Origin of the sequence: Micromonospora sp. RHAY321 (assembly GCF_023896955.1) — a bacterium.
In the GTDB taxonomy this organism is placed as follows: domain Bacteria; phylum Actinomycetota; class Actinomycetes; order Mycobacteriales; family Micromonosporaceae; genus Micromonospora.
Window position 1 is genome coordinate 147,848 of sequence record NZ_JAMHIW010000001.1, and the last position, 18,083, is coordinate 165,930.

11 protein-coding genes are annotated in these 18,083 nt (G+C 69.4%); 9 read left to right on the forward strand and 2 right to left on the reverse strand.

The features are described 5' to 3' along the window. The first annotated feature begins 123 nt into the window (after positions 1-123). The 6 genes from M8C17_RS00795 (at position 124) to M8C17_RS00820 (ending at position 5,900) form a co-directional block, all read left to right on the forward strand. Complete coding sequence (locus M8C17_RS00795) at positions 124-1,005, forward strand: fructosamine kinase family protein (protein ID WP_252415047.1); 882 nt, start codon at positions 124-126, stop codon at positions 1,003-1,005. Between the two features lie 170 nt (positions 1,006-1,175). Beyond that, positions 1,176-1,496, forward strand: a complete 321-nt coding sequence (locus M8C17_RS00800; protein ID WP_252414172.1) for an IS110 family transposase — start codon at positions 1,176-1,178, stop codon at positions 1,494-1,496. Beyond that, entirely contained in the window at positions 1,472-1,792 is a 321-nt protein-coding gene (locus M8C17_RS00805; RefSeq protein WP_252414173.1) for an SDR family oxidoreductase, read from the forward strand. The genes M8C17_RS00800 and M8C17_RS00805 overlap by 25 nt, the downstream gene beginning before the upstream one ends. A 162-nt stretch (positions 1,793-1,954) precedes the next feature. Next, positions 1,955-2,416 (forward strand): MarR family winged helix-turn-helix transcriptional regulator, encoded by a 462-nt coding sequence (locus tag M8C17_RS00810; protein ID WP_252414174.1) that lies wholly within the window; start codon positions 1,955-1,957, stop codon positions 2,414-2,416. A gap of 482 nt (positions 2,417-2,898) precedes the next feature. Next, positions 2,899-3,516, forward strand: a complete 618-nt coding sequence (gene wrbA / locus M8C17_RS00815) for an NAD(P)H:quinone oxidoreductase (RefSeq protein ID WP_252414175.1) — start codon at positions 2,899-2,901, stop codon at positions 3,514-3,516. 116 nt (positions 3,517-3,632) lie between these two features. Then, entirely contained in the window at positions 3,633-5,900 is a 2,268-nt protein-coding gene (locus M8C17_RS00820; protein ID WP_252414176.1) for an LLM class flavin-dependent oxidoreductase, read from the forward strand. Positions 5,901-6,726: 826 nt separating this feature from the next. On the opposite strand, the gene M8C17_RS00825 is transcribed toward M8C17_RS00820, so the two are convergent. Both M8C17_RS00825 and M8C17_RS00830 read right to left on the reverse strand, forming a co-directional pair. After that, positions 6,727-6,996 (reverse strand): hypothetical protein, encoded by a 270-nt coding sequence (locus M8C17_RS00825; protein WP_252414177.1) that lies wholly within the window; start codon positions 6,994-6,996, stop codon positions 6,727-6,729. A gap of 313 nt (positions 6,997-7,309) precedes the next feature. Next, positions 7,310-7,810 carry a hypothetical protein gene (locus M8C17_RS00830; protein WP_252414178.1) on the reverse strand — a complete coding sequence of 167 codons (501 nt, stop codon included), beginning with the start codon at positions 7,808-7,810 and terminating at the stop codon, positions 7,310-7,312. An 859-nt stretch (positions 7,811-8,669) separates the two neighbouring features. On the opposite strand from M8C17_RS00830, the gene M8C17_RS00840 reads away from it, so the two are divergent. The 3 genes from M8C17_RS00840 to M8C17_RS00850 all read left to right on the forward strand — a co-directional run bounded on the left by M8C17_RS00840 (position 8,670) and on the right by M8C17_RS00850 (position 18,060). After that, positions 8,670-11,624 carry an AAA family ATPase gene (locus M8C17_RS00840; RefSeq protein WP_252414179.1) on the forward strand — a complete coding sequence of 985 codons (2,955 nt, stop codon included), beginning with the start codon at positions 8,670-8,672 and terminating at the stop codon, positions 11,622-11,624. Positions 11,625-11,704: 80 nt separating this feature from the next. Next, positions 11,705-11,857 carry a hypothetical protein gene (locus tag M8C17_RS00845; RefSeq protein ID WP_252414180.1) on the forward strand — a complete coding sequence of 51 codons (153 nt, stop codon included), beginning with the start codon at positions 11,705-11,707 and terminating at the stop codon, positions 11,855-11,857. A gap of 14 nt (positions 11,858-11,871) precedes the next feature. Then, positions 11,872-18,060 (forward strand): S8 family serine peptidase, encoded by a 6,189-nt coding sequence (locus tag M8C17_RS00850; RefSeq protein ID WP_252414181.1) that lies wholly within the window; start codon positions 11,872-11,874, stop codon positions 18,058-18,060. Positions 18,061-18,083: the final 23 nt, after the last annotated feature.

The following is an 18,083-nucleotide window of genomic DNA, read 5'->3' on the forward strand; positions in this document are numbered from 1 at the left end:
TGCCGATGGTTCACCCTGCATTCGGGGGGCCACAAAAAGATCAACCTCCTGGAGGTCGGTCCCCGGGAGGTGTTCACATAAAATCTTGCCAACAAGCGCCCGGCCAAAGAGGAGCCTGTCGTGATGCGCTCGGCAACGTTCCTGCGGGAGTGCCTGCTCCGGGCAGGGATGCGCGATGTCCTCGCGGTGGAGCCGGCGGCGGGTGGGCTCGCGGCGCTCGCGGGCATAGCCACCCGCCGGGACGCGCCGCCGGTGTTCGTCAAGGCCTTCGCCGACCCGCCGGCCGACGACGTCTTCGTCGCGGAGGCCGAAGGGCTGACCGCCCTGCGCGAGCTCGGCGGCGTGGCGACACCCAAGGTGATCCTGGCGGACCGGGAACTGCTCGTGCTGTCGGTGCTGCAGCCGAGGCCACACAGCGAGACCTTCTGGGAACAGTTCGCGCACGCGCTCGCCCACCTGCACACGAGCACGACCCACCCGCGCTTCGGATGGCACCGCGACAACTGGCTGGGCCGCCGCCGGCAGATCAATAGCTGGGATGACGACGGCCATGCGTTCTTCGCACAGCACCGACTGCTTCGGTGGCTCGGGCAGCCCCGAGTTGAGGCGGCACTCGACCGCGAAGACCGGGCGGCACTGGAGCGGCTGTGTCACCGGCTGCCCGACCTGCTGCCGAACCGGCCGGCATGCCTGACCCACGGCGACCTGTGGGCACAGAACGTCCTCGCCACCCCGGACGGGCAGCCCGCGCTGATCGACCCGGCGGTGTCCTACCTGTGGGCCGAGGTCGACCTCGCCCACGTGTGGTCCACCACTCCCCCGCCCGAGGCGCAACGATTCTTCAAGGTCTATGCAGAGCTGACCTCCCTCGACAACGACTGGCCGGCCCGCATGCCGATCATCCAGCTGCGACAACACCTCGCCGTGCTGGCCCAGTTCGACGACGACTGGGGCGCAGGCGACCAAATCCGCGCCACCCTTGCCCCGTTCCGCACACGAACCTGACCGTCGACTGCTCTCCGTTGATCCGTTGCCACAACAGGCTGCAGTATCCCGCCGACCCGCGTTTCGCGGCGAGCGAGATAGCCACATTGCAGCCTGGCGGGATCAGGGGCACATCGAAGTCATCAACGACCGCGAGAAGGTCCTCGCGCAAGGCCGATTTGGCACCGACCGTGACGGGCTACCAGACAATGCTCAAGCTGGGCCGGCAGCACAAGGACCGGATCTGGGCGGTCGAGGGCTGCAAAGGCATCGGCAAACACATCGCCCAGCGGTTGGTCGCAGACGGCGAGACCGTGGTGGACGTGCCCGCGAAGCTGTCCGCCCGGGCCAGAGTTTTCGACACCGCCCAAGGTCGAAAGACCGACTCGGTCGACGCGCACAGCGTCGCGGTCGCCGCCTTACGCAGTAAGGGTTTAAGCTGTTCGGCCGAAACGGCGGCAGCATCGTCAACATCAGCTCGACCGCCGTGCACCTGTCCCAGGCGAACCTGATGATCTACACCGCCACGAAGAGTGCCGTCGAGGCCATCACCCGCGTACTGGCCAAGGAGCTGGGCCCCCGGCAGATCCGGGTGAACGCCGTGGCGCCTGGCGGAACGGAGACCGAGGGCGGGCACGAGCACGGGCTCATCGACAGCCCGTACGTCAAGGAACTGATTGCCCAGACCCCGCTCGCCCGACTCGGTCAACCCTCCGACATCGCTGGCGTCGTGACATTCCTCGCCGGTCCGGAGGCACGGTGGCTGACCGGAGAGGTCATCCTGGCCTCGGGCGGTCTGCGACCCTAGGGGTGCATCAACGGCGGATCGACCGGGGGTCGCTGGTCGGCGTCGCTCCGAGCGCGAAGCCGACCCGGCCGGCCGACCCCGCTCAGACATGATTGAAACGCCCGCTTAGAAACGTGGGGTGAGGTGTCAGTGACGTGTCACCCTTCCGATAGGCTTGGTGTCATGGCTGATCCCGAGTGGCTGACGGAGCGCGAGCAACGAGCATGGCAGGGTTTCCTCACCATGCGAGAGGAAGTAACGCGCCGACTGAATCGCCGACTGCTCCTCGACTCCGGCATCTCGGAACCGGACTACGCCATCCTGGCCACGCTTTCCGAGGCTCCGGAGGGCCACCTCCGCATCCTCGAACTGCGGGAGCGTCTCATGTGGGAGAAGACCCGTCTCACCCACCAGCTCTCACGCATGATCAAGCGTGGGCTGGTCGAACGGCGGCCCGCCGACCCCCGCGGGGTGTACGTCGCCCTCACAGCCGAAGGCCGCGAAACCATCCTGGCGGCCGCCCCGCTTCATACCGCCTATGTGCGCCGCTCGTTCATCGAGGCGCTCAGCCCGGTTCAGCTCGACGCCCTGGCCACCATCTCCGAAACGGTACTGAAGCACCAGCGGGGTAAGCCCGAGGAATGAGCGAGGCGCGAGCGCGGTACCGCCGACGTCTCGGACATCCGGGGCACAACACGCGGACCCCCACCTCATCCTGATCGAGCGCCAGCAGTTGAGGGTGATTCGTCACTGTTGCGCACTCCGCGAAGGGCCATGAGCCGCCCCTGCAGGGGCAGGCGTCGAGCCCTCGGTATGCCGCACCGATGCCGCGAAGCGAACCGCAAGGGGCGTAATAGGCGCCAGGTGGCAGCCCGTCCTTGGGAAATGGACGCGACGGCGAACAGGTTGCCGAAACCAGCACATCCCGACCCAGCGGCGCCTGGCCACCCGCAGCATCGGCTGCGCCAGGCGATCGCATGGGAGATACGTCACCCGGTCGCGGGTTGATGTATCACCCATCGCGTGTCTAGCTTTAGAACAGACGCCCGCACCCTGCGGGGAACTTGACCCACCGCTGCGCTGTGCGCTGTGCGCAGGCAACGTGGTCACTAAACGAAGGACCTCTGATGCCCGATCCCGTCAAGCTCGCCATCGTCTACTACTCGTCGACCGGAACCGGCACCGAAATCGCGAAGGCGGTCGCTGCCGGCGCCGAAAAGGCGGGCGCCGAGGTGCGCATCCTCAAGGCCGCCGAACTGGCCCCGCAGGCAGCCATCGACCGTAACCCGGTCTGGGCTGCCCACCATGACGACACCGCCCACCTGCCGGCCCCCACGCTCGACGACATGGAGTGGGCGGACGCGGTGATCTTCGGATCTCCGACCCGGTTCGGCAACGTCGCAGCACAGCTGAAGCAATTCATCGACAGCCTCTCCCCCTTGTGGGTTGCGGGCAAGCTGTCCAACAAGGTCTACAGCGGCTTCACCTCCACCGCGACCCTGCACGGCGGACAGGAGTCAACGCTGCTGGCTCTCTACAACACCATCCACCACTTCGGCGGCGTCATCGTCCCGCCCGGATACACCGATGCGGTTAAGTTCGCCGACGGCAACCCCTACGGCACCTCGCACTTCGACGCGCAGGGCACCATCCCGGTCGGCGAAGAGACCCGCGCCTCCGCCCGCTACCAGGGCGAACGTGTGGTTCGGTTCGCAAAGGCGCTCAAGCTGGGTCTCGACGCCTGATCTCCCCGAGCGCCGCCGGTTCCGGATATCACCGGCGGCGCGAAGGACCATCGCCTTCGACGGCCGGCTCTCCATGGGCCGCCGCTAAACTCACACGACACGAGATACGCGGTCACATGCCCGACTATTTGCACTCCCTCAGCTTCGGCACCTCCATCACGCCGGCGAACGCTAAGCCCGGAGGTGCCCCGGCACTCGCCCGGTTCAGCGAACAACTCGGCTACAACTTGGTGACGTTCCAGGACCACCCGTACCAGCCGGCCTTCCACGACACCTGGACGCTGCTTACCTGGGTTGCGGCCGTAACCGAGCGGATCCATGTCGCGCCCAACGTCCTCAGCATCCCCATGCGGCCGCCAGCGGTGACCGCCCGCGCGGCCGCGAGCCTGGACCTGCTGTCGGGCGGGCGCTTCGACCTCGCCCTCGGCGCCGGGGCCTTCTGGGACGCCATCGAGGCAATGGGCGTCCGGCGCCTGACCCCTGGTCAGGCCGTCGACGCGCTCGGCGAGGCGATCGACGTGATGCGCGGTATCTGGGCGGCCGGCGAGCGGGCCCCCCTGCGCTTGTCGGGCACGTACCACCACGTCAACGGCGCCAAGCGCGGCCCCGCGCCGGCCCACGACATCCCCGTCTGGATCGGTGCCTACAAGCCGAAGATGCAACGGCTCATCGGCCGCAAGGGGGACGGCTGGCTGCCGTCCACCTCCTACCTCAAGCCCGGCGAACTCCGCACCGGCATGCGGATCATCGACGAGGCCGCTGTGGAGGCGGGCCGGGACCCGCGGGAGATCCGGCGGCTGCTGAACGTCTCCGGCACCTTTGCACGCGACGGGCGCGGCTTCCTCGACGGTCCCGGCACACAGTGGGTCGAGGACCTGCTGCCCTATGCCCTTGAAGACGGCGTGAGCACGTTCATCCTCGCCTCCGACGATCCCGCCTCCCTCCAGCGGTTCGCCGAGGAGGTCGCGCCCGCCCTGCGCGAGGCCGTGGCCCGTGAACGCGGCGGCGACGGCGGAGGCCCGACGCTGCGCAGCACGGCCGTCCGAGCCGCGCGGCGCCCGGGCATCGCGTACGACGACGTGCCCGCCACGCTCGCCTCGGCAGCGGTCGAGCCGGGTGACGCCCGGTACAGCCGCGTGAAATCCACATACATACGCGGCGGCTCACCCGGCCTTGTACTGCAGGTACGGGACGCGGCCGAAGTCGCGGACGCGCTGGCGTTCGCGCGCGAGCACCCAGCCCTACCCCTCGGCGTACGCAGCGGTGGACACGGCATCAGCGGCCGGTCCACGAACGACGGCGGCATCGTCATCGACGTCTCCGCGCTGAACACGATCGAGGTGATGGACAAGCGGACCAGGAGGGTCCGCATCGGCCCCGGCGCCCGGTGGGCCGACGTCGCCCAAGCTCTGGCCCCGCACGGCTGGGCGCTGAGCTCCGGCGACTACGGCGGGGTCGGCGTGGGCGGGCTCGCCACGGCGGGCGGTGTCGGGTGGCTGGCGCGCGAACACGGCCTGACCATCGACCACCTCAGGGCGGCGGACATCGTGCTCGCCGACGGGCGCACGGTCCACGCGAGCGCCGAGGAGAACCCGGACCTCTTCTGGGCAGTGCGCGGCGCCGGCGCGAACTTCGGCATCGTGGTGTCCTTCGAGTTCGAGGTTGACGTCGTCGGCGACGTCGCCTGGGCGCAGCTGGTGTTCGACGCGAGCGACACCGCCCAGTTCCTCAAGTCCTGGAGCGCGGTGGTCGAAGCGGCCCCCCGCGACCTCACCAGCAATTTGGTCCTTGGCGGCCGGCGGCGCGGGCGGCCGGTATACGCGCAGGTCCTAGCGGTGGTCGATTCCGACGACCCGGACACCGTGCTGGACCGGCTGAAGCCTTTTGCGGGGATCGCCCCGCTGCTGGACCAGTCGATCCAGATCGTGCCGTACGCGGCGGTCATGGCGAACGTCAGGGACGGGGGTCACGACGGTCAGGGCGAGCCGCACGCGCACTCGGGGCTCGTCGAGCACATCACCCCGGAGTTCGCGGCGGAGGCGGCCGAGCTCATCGACACCGGCGCGGCGTACTTCTTCCAGATCCGCTCCGTCGGCGGCGCGGTGTCCGATGTGCCGCCGGACGCCACCGCGTACGCGAACCGGTCGGCCAACTTCTCCGTGGTGGCCTTCGGCACGAACGCGTCCGGGCTCGACCAGCGGTGGGAGCGGCTGCGCCGCCACTTCGCCGGGATGTACCTGAGCTTCGAGACGGGCCTCGACCCGGAGCGCATCGACATCGCCTTTCCGGGCGACACCCTGACGCGGCTGCGCGCGCTGAAGGAGCGGTACGACCCCGAGAACGTCTTCCGGGACAACTTCAACGTGCTCGGCGCGACTCCGTGACCGGCCGCCGAGGGCCGCCACCACTCGGTGCAGAACGCGACGCTCACCCGCTGCCAACCCTGACCCAGGTCGTAAAGCCCAACCTTGTTTCCCATGGGCCCGGCGTGGCGTGGCACCCGGCCGCGAGCTGTCCGGCGGACAAGAGCGACCAGGATTTCCAGCGCGTGGCGGACTGGGCCGCGCTGTTCACGCCGTTGGCCGCATCCTTGATCAGCGAGACCACCGCCGCGGGCTATGGAGTCCGACCACCTAAGCGGAGTACTCACTCAATTCGGCATGTGCGGCCGCCGCAGGCCTGACGACCCCACGGCCATCGCTGAACGAATCGTCCGTTCAGCAACGGCCAGCGCCCTGCGAGGTTTAGTCGGGAGCTCCACCCTTTTAGGCACCCCCACGCCGGGCGCACCGATGGACCACTTCAAAGGGCGAGTAACGTGGATGACCCGGTTTCGTCGGTGTCATTGACTGCCATTGCCCGGTAACCCGTCTGCCTCCGCAGCCAGGCGTTTCCGGACAGGCGGAACCGCCGCCGGCACCAGTACGGCCACCCACACCGCTATGCATGGATCGACGCCGCTCCTGCCCGCTGCGGCTGGTCGAGGCTGCGACGCAGGATGCGGCGGGAACGCTCAGCGGCCGAGTTCGCCGCGGGTTGAATCCTTGTCCGTCTTTGCGGCACACGCCGAGGCAGCGGTCGACTGTGGTTCGGGTGCGTAGGGCGCCGACCTCGCCGGCGCCGTTGAGCAACTCGCGACGTTCGTGGTGTCACGCCCACCGCGCCGTCCCCGCGCAGCGCCAACGACGGTCTCGCCCCCGCCGGAGTGGGTTATCCCTCTGTAGTGGGTCGGCTGTGCACCACCAACTCGTCGATCTCCAACCGGCCGACGCGCAGCTCCCGCACGACTGCCCGGCGGATCGCTAGCCGCCCGATGACCAGCGCCCCGACGGCCACGGCCCCGACGGCCAGGGCCCCTACGGCGAGGGCGCCGAGCGACGCCGCCCCCGCAGCCCGCGCGCCTGTAGCCGCCGCGCCTGTCGCCACCGCGCCGTTGGCGCGCGTCCCGGTCAACCGCATCGGGCGTACCTCTCGCTTCATCCCCCCATTGTCCGCGTACCGCCGGCCGCCCGCTCCCCACAGATCCCGGATGTCACCCCGCCGCCCTATCCTGGCCCGTACCGTCCGCTCCGGTCACCGCCCGCCAGGTGTCCGCCCGCCAGGTGTCCGCCCCCCAGTGGTCCCCGTCGTCGCGTACCGGGCGGGCAGGCGAACGCGCCGCTGGAGACGTGCCGCAGGTACTCGTTCATCTTGTTGGACGAACCGGGTAATGGACCTGTCCTTCGTCCGGCCCGCGATCTAGGGCATTGTCCGGTGAGCCGCCGGCTGCCGGGTGGCCATTGGCAGCGCGCGTTTACCTGGAGGTCAGCTGCTGAGCCAGCCGATCCAGGCCGTCCTTGATCAGCTGCCCGTACTGGTCATCGCCGAGCGCGCCGATCCCCGCCTGTGCACGCTGAAGGTACCCACGGGCATGGTCGAGATCGCCGAGCTTGCGGTAGCACTCGGCCAAGCTGAGGTGCAACGATGGATACAGACCTGCCGCCGAGATCGGCACCCCAGCCTGCGCCAATCGGGCGTCGGTGAGCAGGTCGGCCGCCACCAGCGCTCGTTGATCCCAGATCAACTCCTGCTCGACGTCGTCCTGCACGTCGGCCATCGAGTGCGCGAGAACGCAAACGTGCAAAGGATCGCCTCGTTCCCCGCCGGTCTCGTCCCAGATCTGCGCGAACAAGTCACGGGCAGCCTCACGCTGGTCCTGACCATGATGCAGCTGCACACCTTGGTTGATACGGGCAAGCGTCACATCGGCGTTCAACGGCTGCTCGTGCGCAGCTTCATCTCGCGACGAGGGCATGGATCGTATTCTGCCCCAACACCATCTACGTCCCGTCGATCAATCCGTTTGTTGCCGTCGCAACGATGGTGACCGAATAGTCGCGGGTCTCGGTCGCCTTTACCGCGGCCCACACGGGTTGTTCCGGGGCCAGGTGAAGGTGCGCGGCGGCGGCCCGGGGTGATGTCGGCGGCCACATTGACGGGCCCTGGGAGTGGGATCCGGAAGGTTGTCGCCCTGGCGTTGGATGCCGCCGATCGTCACGGGCCAGACGTTGCGGGGGCTGCCGTCGGAACGCTGTGGGTACCGCGCGACGGCCGATGGTCGGAGCGCGACGAAGACGTCGCCGTCGTGGCGGTCGACGGTGGTAGAGGGAGAAGTCGGCCCAGAGCCGGACGGTGTGGCCGTCGGTCTGGCCGCAGTGCAGGTTGAGTCCGACGAGCCGGCGAGCACGAGGGCTCGAATTCGTGGCAAGACGCTCGCCGCCTGCCGCGACCACCAAGCCGACACGCTGCTCCTCTTCGGCGCCGTCGCCGCGAACAGCCGGGTACGAGGCCTCGCCGACCAACGCTGCGCCGCAACCAAGATCCAACGCTGTCCTCGCTATCGCGTGGGCGCCTGCCACAGCCCGACTTGTGGCCGCACGCTCGATGGCGGGGATTATTCGCGGGAACGCTCTTGTCGGCTGTGAGCGGGGGTCGCCAGTGCCGAGAAGTCGATGCCCTAGGCGACCCACCCCGCGGACGGCGCACCTACGACGGCGGATCAGCACAGCCCCGCCCTCGCCGATCGGGGCCGGGCGTCCTGCGATGAGGCTCCCGCAACGCGAGTCGCCGCGATGGTACTTGTGCCCGAGCATCGAAAAGCGAGATCATCACGCATGCTCGACCCCTCGCCCGAGGACGACGGGACTTCACCGACCGTTTCCACGCCGCACTTCGTGGGTCGTGATCGGGAGATGGCGGCGCTTCGGAGCGCCTTGGCCCGGCCACCGGCGATCGTGCTGGTAGAGGGCGAAGCGGGGATCGGGAAGAGCCGACTGCTGCGAGAGTGGCTGGCCACGCCGGACCAGCGCACTGCCTTGGTGTCGGTGTGCCCACCGCTTCGCGAGTCGCTGACGTTGGGGCCGATCGTCGACGCGTTCCGTGGGATCGACCGCCCGGTGTCGCGATTGCGGCTCACCGAGCTTGCGGGTGCGTTACGGCCCCTGTTCCCTGAATGGTCCTCGGACCTGCCGCCCGCACTGCCGCCCTTGGACGATGCCAAGGCAGCACGGCATCGCCTGTTCCGCGCCCTGGAGGAGCTGCTGCGGGCTCTGCGTGTCGACGTTCTCGTGCTCGAGGACGCGCACTGGGCCGACGAGGTGACCTTGGAGTTCCTGCTGTTCGTCACCTCCCGACAGCAGTCGTACGGGCCGAGCCTCGTGATCTCCTATCGGCCGGAGGAGGTGGACGACGGATCACTGTTGCTGCGGCTGACGTCCCGGTTGCCCGCTGGCGTGACCCAGCTGAGGATCGCCCTGGCGCCCATGCGACCCGACCACACGGCAGCGCTGGTGTCCTCGATGTTGGACGGCAACCCGATATCACAGGAGTTCACGACGTTCATGCACGAGCGGACCGGTGGCGTTCCGCTGGCGGTGGAGGAGTCGGTTCGCCTCATGTGCGACCGCGCCGACCTCGTCTTCCGCGACGGACAGTGGGTCCGGCTGAAGCTGCGCGAGCTTCAGGTGCCGCCAACGGTGCGCGACTCCACCCGGGAGCGAGTGGGCCGTCTGTCGCCGACGGCGCAGCAGGTGTTGCGAGCCGCGGCTACGTTGGCTGAGCGGTCATCGGTGGCCACGATCGCGATGACCGCCGGTCTGTCACCAGCCGCGTGCCGAGGCGCTGTCGCGGAGGCGGCCGGCGCCGGTGTCCTGGACGGAGACGACCGCGGCCGGTGGCGATTCCGGCACGTGCTGGCCGCCACGGCTGTCTACGAGGCGATCCCGCTGACCGACCGCAGACACTTCCACCTGCTGGCCGCCCGGGCCTTGGAGCACATCCATCCGCCGCCTGTGGCACAACTTGCCCACCACTTCCGGGAGGCGGGCGAAACGCAGTCCTGGGCGCGGTACGCCGAGCAGGGTGCCGAGCTGGCCATGGCCTCGGGTGACCACACCAAGGCGGTCGACCTGCTGGTCGATCTGTTGACGTGGGCCGTGCTGGCGCCGGTGGATCGGGCACGGGTCGCGCGCATCGCCGGAGTTGCCGCACTGGGCCGTCGTGAACCGGTGGACGAGGTTTATCACCGCGTGATCCGTACCTTGCGCTCGGTGCTGGAGACCCCCGGTCTCTCCGCCCGCCAGCAGGCCGAGATCCGCAACCCCCTGGGTCGGCTCCTGATCACCGGGGGTGAGGCGCAGGCCGCTCTCAGCGAGCTGGAGCAGGCGGTGGCCAACCTCGACCATGACCCGGTCGAGGCGGCTCGGGCAATGACCTACCTTGGCTGGGCCTATGCGGGACCGTGGCCGGCGTCGACCCATCGGCGTTGGCTGGATCGCGCCGCTGACCTCACCGCCGAATTCGATTCTCCCGCCGAGCGGCTGAACCTGGCCGGTAACAGAGCCGCGGCGTTGCTCATGCTCGGCGAAGAGGAGGCCTGGGACGTTGTCGCCGGCCTGCCCATCGACGGCGCGACCGCGGCGGAGCGTCTCGACGTGGCCCGCATCCACGCAAATGTCGGGACCGGCGCACTGATCTGGGGTCGGTACGCCGACGCGGTGGAACACCTCGCCGTGGCCATGCGCCTTGCCGAGGCCGAGCAGGCGTCCCGGTTGCACCACAACGTCGAGCTCGAACAGGCCAACCTGGCGTGGCTCACGGGTCGGTGGGAGGGTCTCGCGGAGCGAAGCGCGGCACTCGCCGATGCTGACCGGGACCGGCCGGCGCACTACCTCGGCAGCATTCGCCTCGCTGCCCGGCTGGCAGCCGCAGCCGGACGGCGGCGCGCCGCGGAGGAGCAGTTTCGGCTGGTCCTCGAGGAGTCTGCCCGTCTCGGCGCGGCCGACGACACGATGGAGGCCGCCGCTGCGCTGGCCAGACTGTGGCTGACGGACGGAAACAGCGCCCGGGCGCTGCAGATCACGAACGAGCCGATGGACACCGTCCGGAGAAAAGGCATCTGGGTCTGGGCGACGGACCTCGTCCCCGCCCGGATCGAGGCGTACCTCGCCGCGGGCGATGTGAAGGCCGCGACTCGCCTGGGCGACCAGTTCGCCAGAGGACTGCGTGGCCGTACGGCGCCTGCGCCTCGCGCCGCGCTCACCGTATGCCGTGCCCTGCTGCTCGCCGCGGCCGGAGACCACGCCCGCGCGGCGACGGCATACGATCGGGCGGCGCGCGCCTGGAGCGCGTTGCCGCGCCCCTACGACGCCGTGCTCGCCCGCGAGCGTCAAGCCGAGGCGCTCATCGCGCAAGGCCGGATCGAACAGGGCCGAGAGCTGCTGGCGGCACAGTACGAGCAGCTGTTCAGGCTTGGCGCCCGCGGCGATGCGGACCGGGTCGCGCAGCGGCTTCGCGAACACGGCGCCGAGGTCCCGCGACTGTGGCGCGGCGGCCGACGCGGGTACGGCGACCAGCTCTCACCTCGCGAGCTCGACGTGGTCCAACTGGTTGTGGCCGGCAAGACGAACCGGGAGATCAGCCGGATCCTGGCCAAGTCGCCGGCCACAGTGGATCAGCAGCTGCGTGCCGCGATGCGCAAGTTGAAGGTGAGCTCCCGGACCGCGCTCGCGGTCAAGGCAGTGGAGGCCGGAGTGTTCGCCGAAGAGGACTCCCTCGACGACGCGTCGTGAAAATTGACGTATCCGCTGGATAGCAACGGTCACTCGTCGCGCCGAGCATGACTCCATGATTCATAGCCCTTGGGCAATGCATGCCTGAGCGACCTGTCGCGGCTGACGACTCCGCCATCGAGCACCCGCCACCACCCGAGGTTGCCCGCGAGCCACGCGTCAGCGCCCCCGACGCCCGTGACGCTGACGGTGGCGACGACCACAAGAACCACGACCCCTACCAGCCCCTGTAGGTCGAAGGACTCTCATGAAACTCAAAGCCCTCGCGGCTTCGCTGGCCGTAGCGGTCGGCCTGAGCATGATCCAGGCACCACCGGCGTCCGCCGCTGAGCCGGATCCCGGCGCCGCCGCCAACAAGATCGCTTCGAGCCTGAAGGACCGCTTCCGCACGTCTCCGGCTTCCGACTTCTGGATCACGTTCGAGACCAGAGCCGACCTCGGGCCAGCGAAGAAGCTCGCCGATTGGACAGCCCGTGGTCAGTTCGTCTACGACGCGCTGACCGCAGCGGCGAAGGATTCCCTGGCATCCGTCTCCACCGACCTCGACCGGGCGGGCGTCAAGTACACCTCCTACCCGATCGCCAACGCCGTGCTCGTCAAGGGGGGCACCGAGAAGCTCGCCCTCAACGTGGCCTCGAAGGTGCAGGTCGCCGAGATCCACGCGACGCCGCAGGTCGCGCTGGTCGAGCCCGTGGACGAGAAGATCCCCACTGACCAGGCGGCCCGCCCCGCCGCCCCGAAGGCCGCCGCCGAGGCGGGCACCGTCTCGTGGGGTCTGGACGCCATCCACGCCCCGCAGGCGTGGGCCATGGGCGCCACCGGCGCGGGCATCACCGTGTCCAACCTCGACTCGGGCGTTCAGTTCGACCACCCCGCCCTGGCGGGCCAGTACCGCGGCACGAAGCCCGACGGCACCGTCGACCACAACTACAACTGGATGGCCACCCGGGGCACGTGCACGGGCGCACCGTGCGACGACAACGGACACGGCACGCACACCATGGGCACCATGGTCGGCGACGACGGCACCAACCACGTCGGCGTCGCCCCGGACGCGCAGTGGATCGCGACAAACGGCTGCTGCGACAGCACCGGCGTCGAGTCGCTGCTGCGGTCCGGCTGGTGGCTGCTCGCCCCGACCGACGTCCAGGGAAACAACCCCGACCCGTCCAAGCGCCCCCACGTCGTCAACAACTCGTGGGGACAGACCGTCGAGCACAGCTTCGACGACTTCTTCCAGGCCATCGACGAGGCCTGGAGCGCCGCGGGCATCTTCAGCGTCTGGTCATCGGGCAACACCACGCCGTACGCGGCCTGCGACACCGTCTCCTCGCCCGGCTCCGCCGAGAGCGCCTACTCCGTCGGCGCCTACTCATCGGACGGCACGCTCGCGTTGTTCTCCCGCAAGGGCGAGGGTGAAGGTGGCCGGATCAAGCCCGAGATCTCCGCTCCGGGCGACGGCGTCCGTTCGTCCTACCCGAACAACAGCTACACCGAGATGTCCGGCACCTCGATGGCGGCACCCCACGTCGCCGGCGCCGTCGCGGCGCTGTGGAGCTACGACCCGACCCTCATCGGGCAGGTCGAGGCAACCCGCCGCCTGCTCGCCGAGTCGGCCGTCGACGTCGACGACACCGAGTGCGGCGGCACCGCCGATGTCAACAACAAGTACGGCGAGGGCCGGCTCGACCTCGTCCGCCTGATCGAGCTCGCGCCCCGGCAGGGCGGCACCCTCACCGGTGTCGTCACCGCCAACGGCGCCCCGGTCCCCGCTGCCGAGGTGACGATCAGCGGGCCGTTCAGCCGGTCGATCGGAACCGACAAGGACGGCCGGTTCACCACGAACCTCCCGGTCGGCGACTACCAGCTCAGCACCAGGGTCTTCGGCTACCTGACCGCTACCGCCAACGTCACGATCACCCTCGGCCAGGACACCTCCGTCAAGCTGCCGCTCACGGCCGCCGTGCGGCACGACATCAGCGGCAGGGTCGTCGATGACAAGAAGCGGCCCGTCCCGAACGCCGACGTCTCCGTCAAGGACACGCCGCTGAAGCCGGTACGCACGGATGCCAACGGCGCGTTCACGATCACCGCTGTCCCCGAGGGCGGGTACACGCTGACCGTCAAGCCCAACGCCTGCTTCTCCCCCACGACCGTCCCGCTGACCGTCGGCGCGCAGAACGAGTCGCGTGAGATCCCGGTCGGGCTCGTCGTCGACGAGGGCGGCTACAGCTGCGCCGTCTCCGACGGCGAGTACCTGCGCGGCACCGACCCGGTCGCGTTCACCAGTGGCGTGTGGGCGACGGTGAAGCTGCCGTTCCCGATCGCGCTCTACAACGGCAGCCACGACGCCCTCGGGGTCAGCCTGCGCGGCGTGATCTCCCCGGACACCAGCACCGGTCCCGGCAGCGGCGGTGCGGGCGTCTTCCCGTTCTACGTCCAGACCCCCGTCGAGTTCGCCCCCGGCGGCGGAGTCTTCACGGCAGCCACCAAGGTCAACGGCGAGGACGCGTTCGTCGTCGAGTTCCGCAACGCCAAGCTCTGGGCCTATCCGGACCGGTCGGAGTACACGGAGCCGGTCAGCTATTCGGCCACGCTCACCCGCTCGGGCACCGTGATCTTCGGCTACGGCGACGGCATCGGGACCGACGACCCGGTGACCGCCGGCGCACACGGCATCACCGGCATCCAGGGCTGGGCCGGCATCGACGGCATCCGGTTCTCCGACAGCGCCCCGGTGCTGCGCGACGGGATGACCGTCACCTACGACATGCCTGACTTCGGGTACCTGGACGCGACCGTCGTCGACCAGAACGACGGGTTGCCGGTGGCCGGGGCCAAGGTCTCGTTCACGAACAAGTCTGGGCTCGTCGAGACCGTCACGACCAACGGGACGGGCGTCGTGCATCGCCAGCTTCCGGTCGGCGACTACACCATGACGGTCGACGCGCCGAACTACACGACCGCGGCGTACCCCTTCTCGCTCGACAAGCTCTACGCGAACGCCAAGATCGACGCCCGGCTGACCACGGGCGTCGCCGGCCTGAAGGCCGACGGCCTCGACGCGCTGTTCGGTACCGACCAGAACGGCGTGGGCTCGCTGACGCTGACCAACAACGGTTCCGCCCCACTCACGTACAACCTGGGCGAGGCCGCGCGCCACCCCGACCTTGACGCCGCCGACGCCACCGGGCGCACCGGAAAGGGTGCGGCCAGCACGATCGACCTCACCGCCTGGAAGGCCGGCGCGAGCGGCATGAAGCCGTCGAACGTCGACGGCAAGGCGGCGACGGCGACCAAGGCGGAAGCACAGGCGGCCGCCAAGGTCGGCCCGACCGCCGGCGGGGAGGTCATCACCCGGATCCCCATCCCGGGCACGATCGCGGAGAAGGAGCCCTCCGGCGTCGGGTACGACGGCGACGTCTGGGTCCACGACTACAACGCGCGGACCAACACCGCCTACACGGTGACGGGCAAGCGGACCGGGAAGGTCTTCGACGCGTCGTGGAACCCCGCGTACCGGGCGTTCGACATGGCGCTCGACACCAAGACCGGTGACATGTGCCAGATGGAGGACAGCCCGGCCAGCTACATCCACTGCTTCGACCGGGAGACCGGGAAGGAGACCCGGCAGATCAAGGGTGACTGGTCCACGCTGCAGCTGACCGGACTCGCCTACAACCCGACGGAGGACGTCTTCTACGTCGGCGGCCGGAGGAACGGCATGATCGGCACCGTCGCCGGAACGTCGCACGACAACGCCGGTGCGCTGCTGTCCTTCTGCGCCCCGCCGCTGCCCGAGGTGATGGGCCTGGCCTACAACCAGGCGTCCGACACCATCTGGTACACCGACCTCACCTCGAACAGGCCCACCCGCCTGCTGCAGGTCGACCCCGACGACTGCTCGCTGGTGAACGCGTGGTGGTTCCCGGGCCAGAAGGCGGGCCAGGGCGGCGGCCTGGAGACCGACTCGACCGGGGCGCTGTGGGCGGCGGACCAGGTCGCCGACGACGTCGTGCTGGTCGACGTCGAGGACGACCTGCTCACCGACCTGCCGTGGCTGTCGCTCTCCTCGACCGGCGGCACCCTCGCCCCGGGTCAGTCGACGACCGTCAAGGTCTCGATCTCATCGAAGGACACCAAGCCCGGAGTTCTCGGCGCGAACATCGTGGTGAGGTCCGACTCCGGACGCCAGTCCAAGACCTACGTCCCGGTGACGCTCACCACCACGAAGTACCAGGTCGGCGTCAACGCCGGCGGCCCATCGTTCACCGACGGCTCCGGCTACACCTGGTCCGCCGACCAGGCCGCCGGCAAGGAGGCGTGGGGCTACGAGGGGAAGACGAAGGTCGGCACCACGAAGTCCGGGATCGACCGGACGACGGACGACGCCCTGTTCCAGTCGCAGCGCACCACGCCGGACAAGCAGTTGTTCTACCGCTTCCCCGACGCGCCCAAGGGCACCTACGCGATCGATTTCGGGTTCGCCGAGATCGAGAAGGTGGCCAAGGGCAAGCGGGTGTTCGACGTCCTCGTCAACGGAACGCTGGCGGAGTACGCGTACGACGCGGCCGCGGCCGTGGGGCCGAACGCCGCCGACTGGCGCACCGCCGTCGTGAAGCACGAGGGCGGTCCGCTGACCGTGGAGCTGCGGGGCTCGAAGGGCCTGAAGGCCCCGACCATCGCCGCGCTGCGGGTGACGCTCGACCCGCGCGCGGACACCGCGGAGCCGGAGCCCCAGCCCGAGCAGCCGGAGCTGGGCCCCGTCCCGGTGGCCCCCGCCGGTCGCTCGTACTCCATGAAGGTGACCGACGGGCTCTACCGCCAGGGCACGGAGGAGTCCGGGTGGCACGGCGACGACGTCTGCGGCGTGCTGTGGTTCGACACCAGCTTCCTGTTCCCGTTCTACGACACGGCCTGGGACGGCGTGTGCGTGACGACGAACGGCCAGCTGATCTTCGACCAGGCCAGCGCCGTGGGAAACAACACGGAGCTGCCGTCGCCATACGCGTTCGACGCGATCTATCCGCTCTGGGACGACCTGGTCGTCGACGACGAGGCGGGCATCTACTTCGGCACCACCGAGGTGGACGGCCTGGCCGCTGAGGTCATCGAGTGGCGCAACGTCGCCTTCTACAGTGACCAGACGGCTCGGGTGAGCTTCTCGGTCACCCTGGTCGCGGACGGACGGATCCAGATCGGGTACGGCGACGGCGTCGGCGGCGACAACCCGCTCACCCGCGGGTCGTCGGCGACGGTCGGCGTGGAGAGCCTGACGCGCAACCCCGCGAGCCAGCACTCCTTCGACCAGCCCGTCCTGAAGGCCGGCCTGGGCCTGGAGTACACCCTCCCGGCCGCGGGGACGGTCGAGGGCACGGTCACCGACAAGAACGACGGTAAGCCGATCGAGGGCGCGATCGTCACGCTCAAGGGGCCGGCCGGTGAGCGGGTCATCACCGCCGACGCGAAGGGCCGGTGGAAGGCCCAGGCGCTCATCGGCGAGAACACCGTGCAGGTCGAGGCGCCGAACTACGTCACCGCCAGCCACCCCGTGACCATCGCCAGGAAGGATCAGGCCGAGGTGGTCGACACGGCGTTGACCACGGGCGTCGCCACCGTCACCGGAGCTGACTTCGACTGGCTCCTCGACAAGGGCCAGAAGGCGACGGCCGACGTGAGCGTGACCAACACCGGCTCCGCCCCGCTCGAGGTGCGGCTCAGTGAGCAGAAGCGCACCAGCGACGGCGGGCACGAAGCCGCCGACCTTGCGTGGCTGACCCTCACGGGCGCGGCCGCGACCGGGACGGTCACGCTCGCGGCCGGCGAGTCCACCACGGTCACGGCGACGGCCGACAACGCCGGCGTCGAGCCCGGTGTGCTCGTCGGGGACGTGCTCGTGGCGTCGAACGCCGGCAAGGGCGAGGCCCAGCTCAAGCCGGTTCGCCTGGCGACCTCGGCCTACTGGAAGGGCGTCGACGTGGGCGGATCCGGGCACGTGGGTGCCGACGGCTTCGTCTGGTTGCCCGACCAGCAGCTCGGCTCACGGCCGTGGGGCTACGTCGGCGGCAAGGCGCATGCCAGCAAGGCCGACATCGCCGGCACCGAGGACGACGCGCTGTTCCGCACCCAGCGGACCGGCGAGACGTTCAGCTACGTGTTCAAGAACGCCCCCGCCGGGACGTACCGGATCGGCCTCGACTTCGCCGAGATCGAGAAGGTCAAGGTCGGCAAGCGTGCCTTCGATGTGCTGGTCGACGGCAAGGTCGTGCTCTACGACCACGACGTGCAGGCGAAGGTGGGTGCGCTGACCGCGGACACGAACACGGTCACCGTCGAGCACGCCGGCGGGGATCTGAAGATCGAGCTTCTCCGCGACAAGGGCGAAAGCGACCCGATCCTCAACGCCCTGAAGGTCCAGCAGGACCCGCGCCTCTGAGCTAGTCCAACCTATCCACCAAC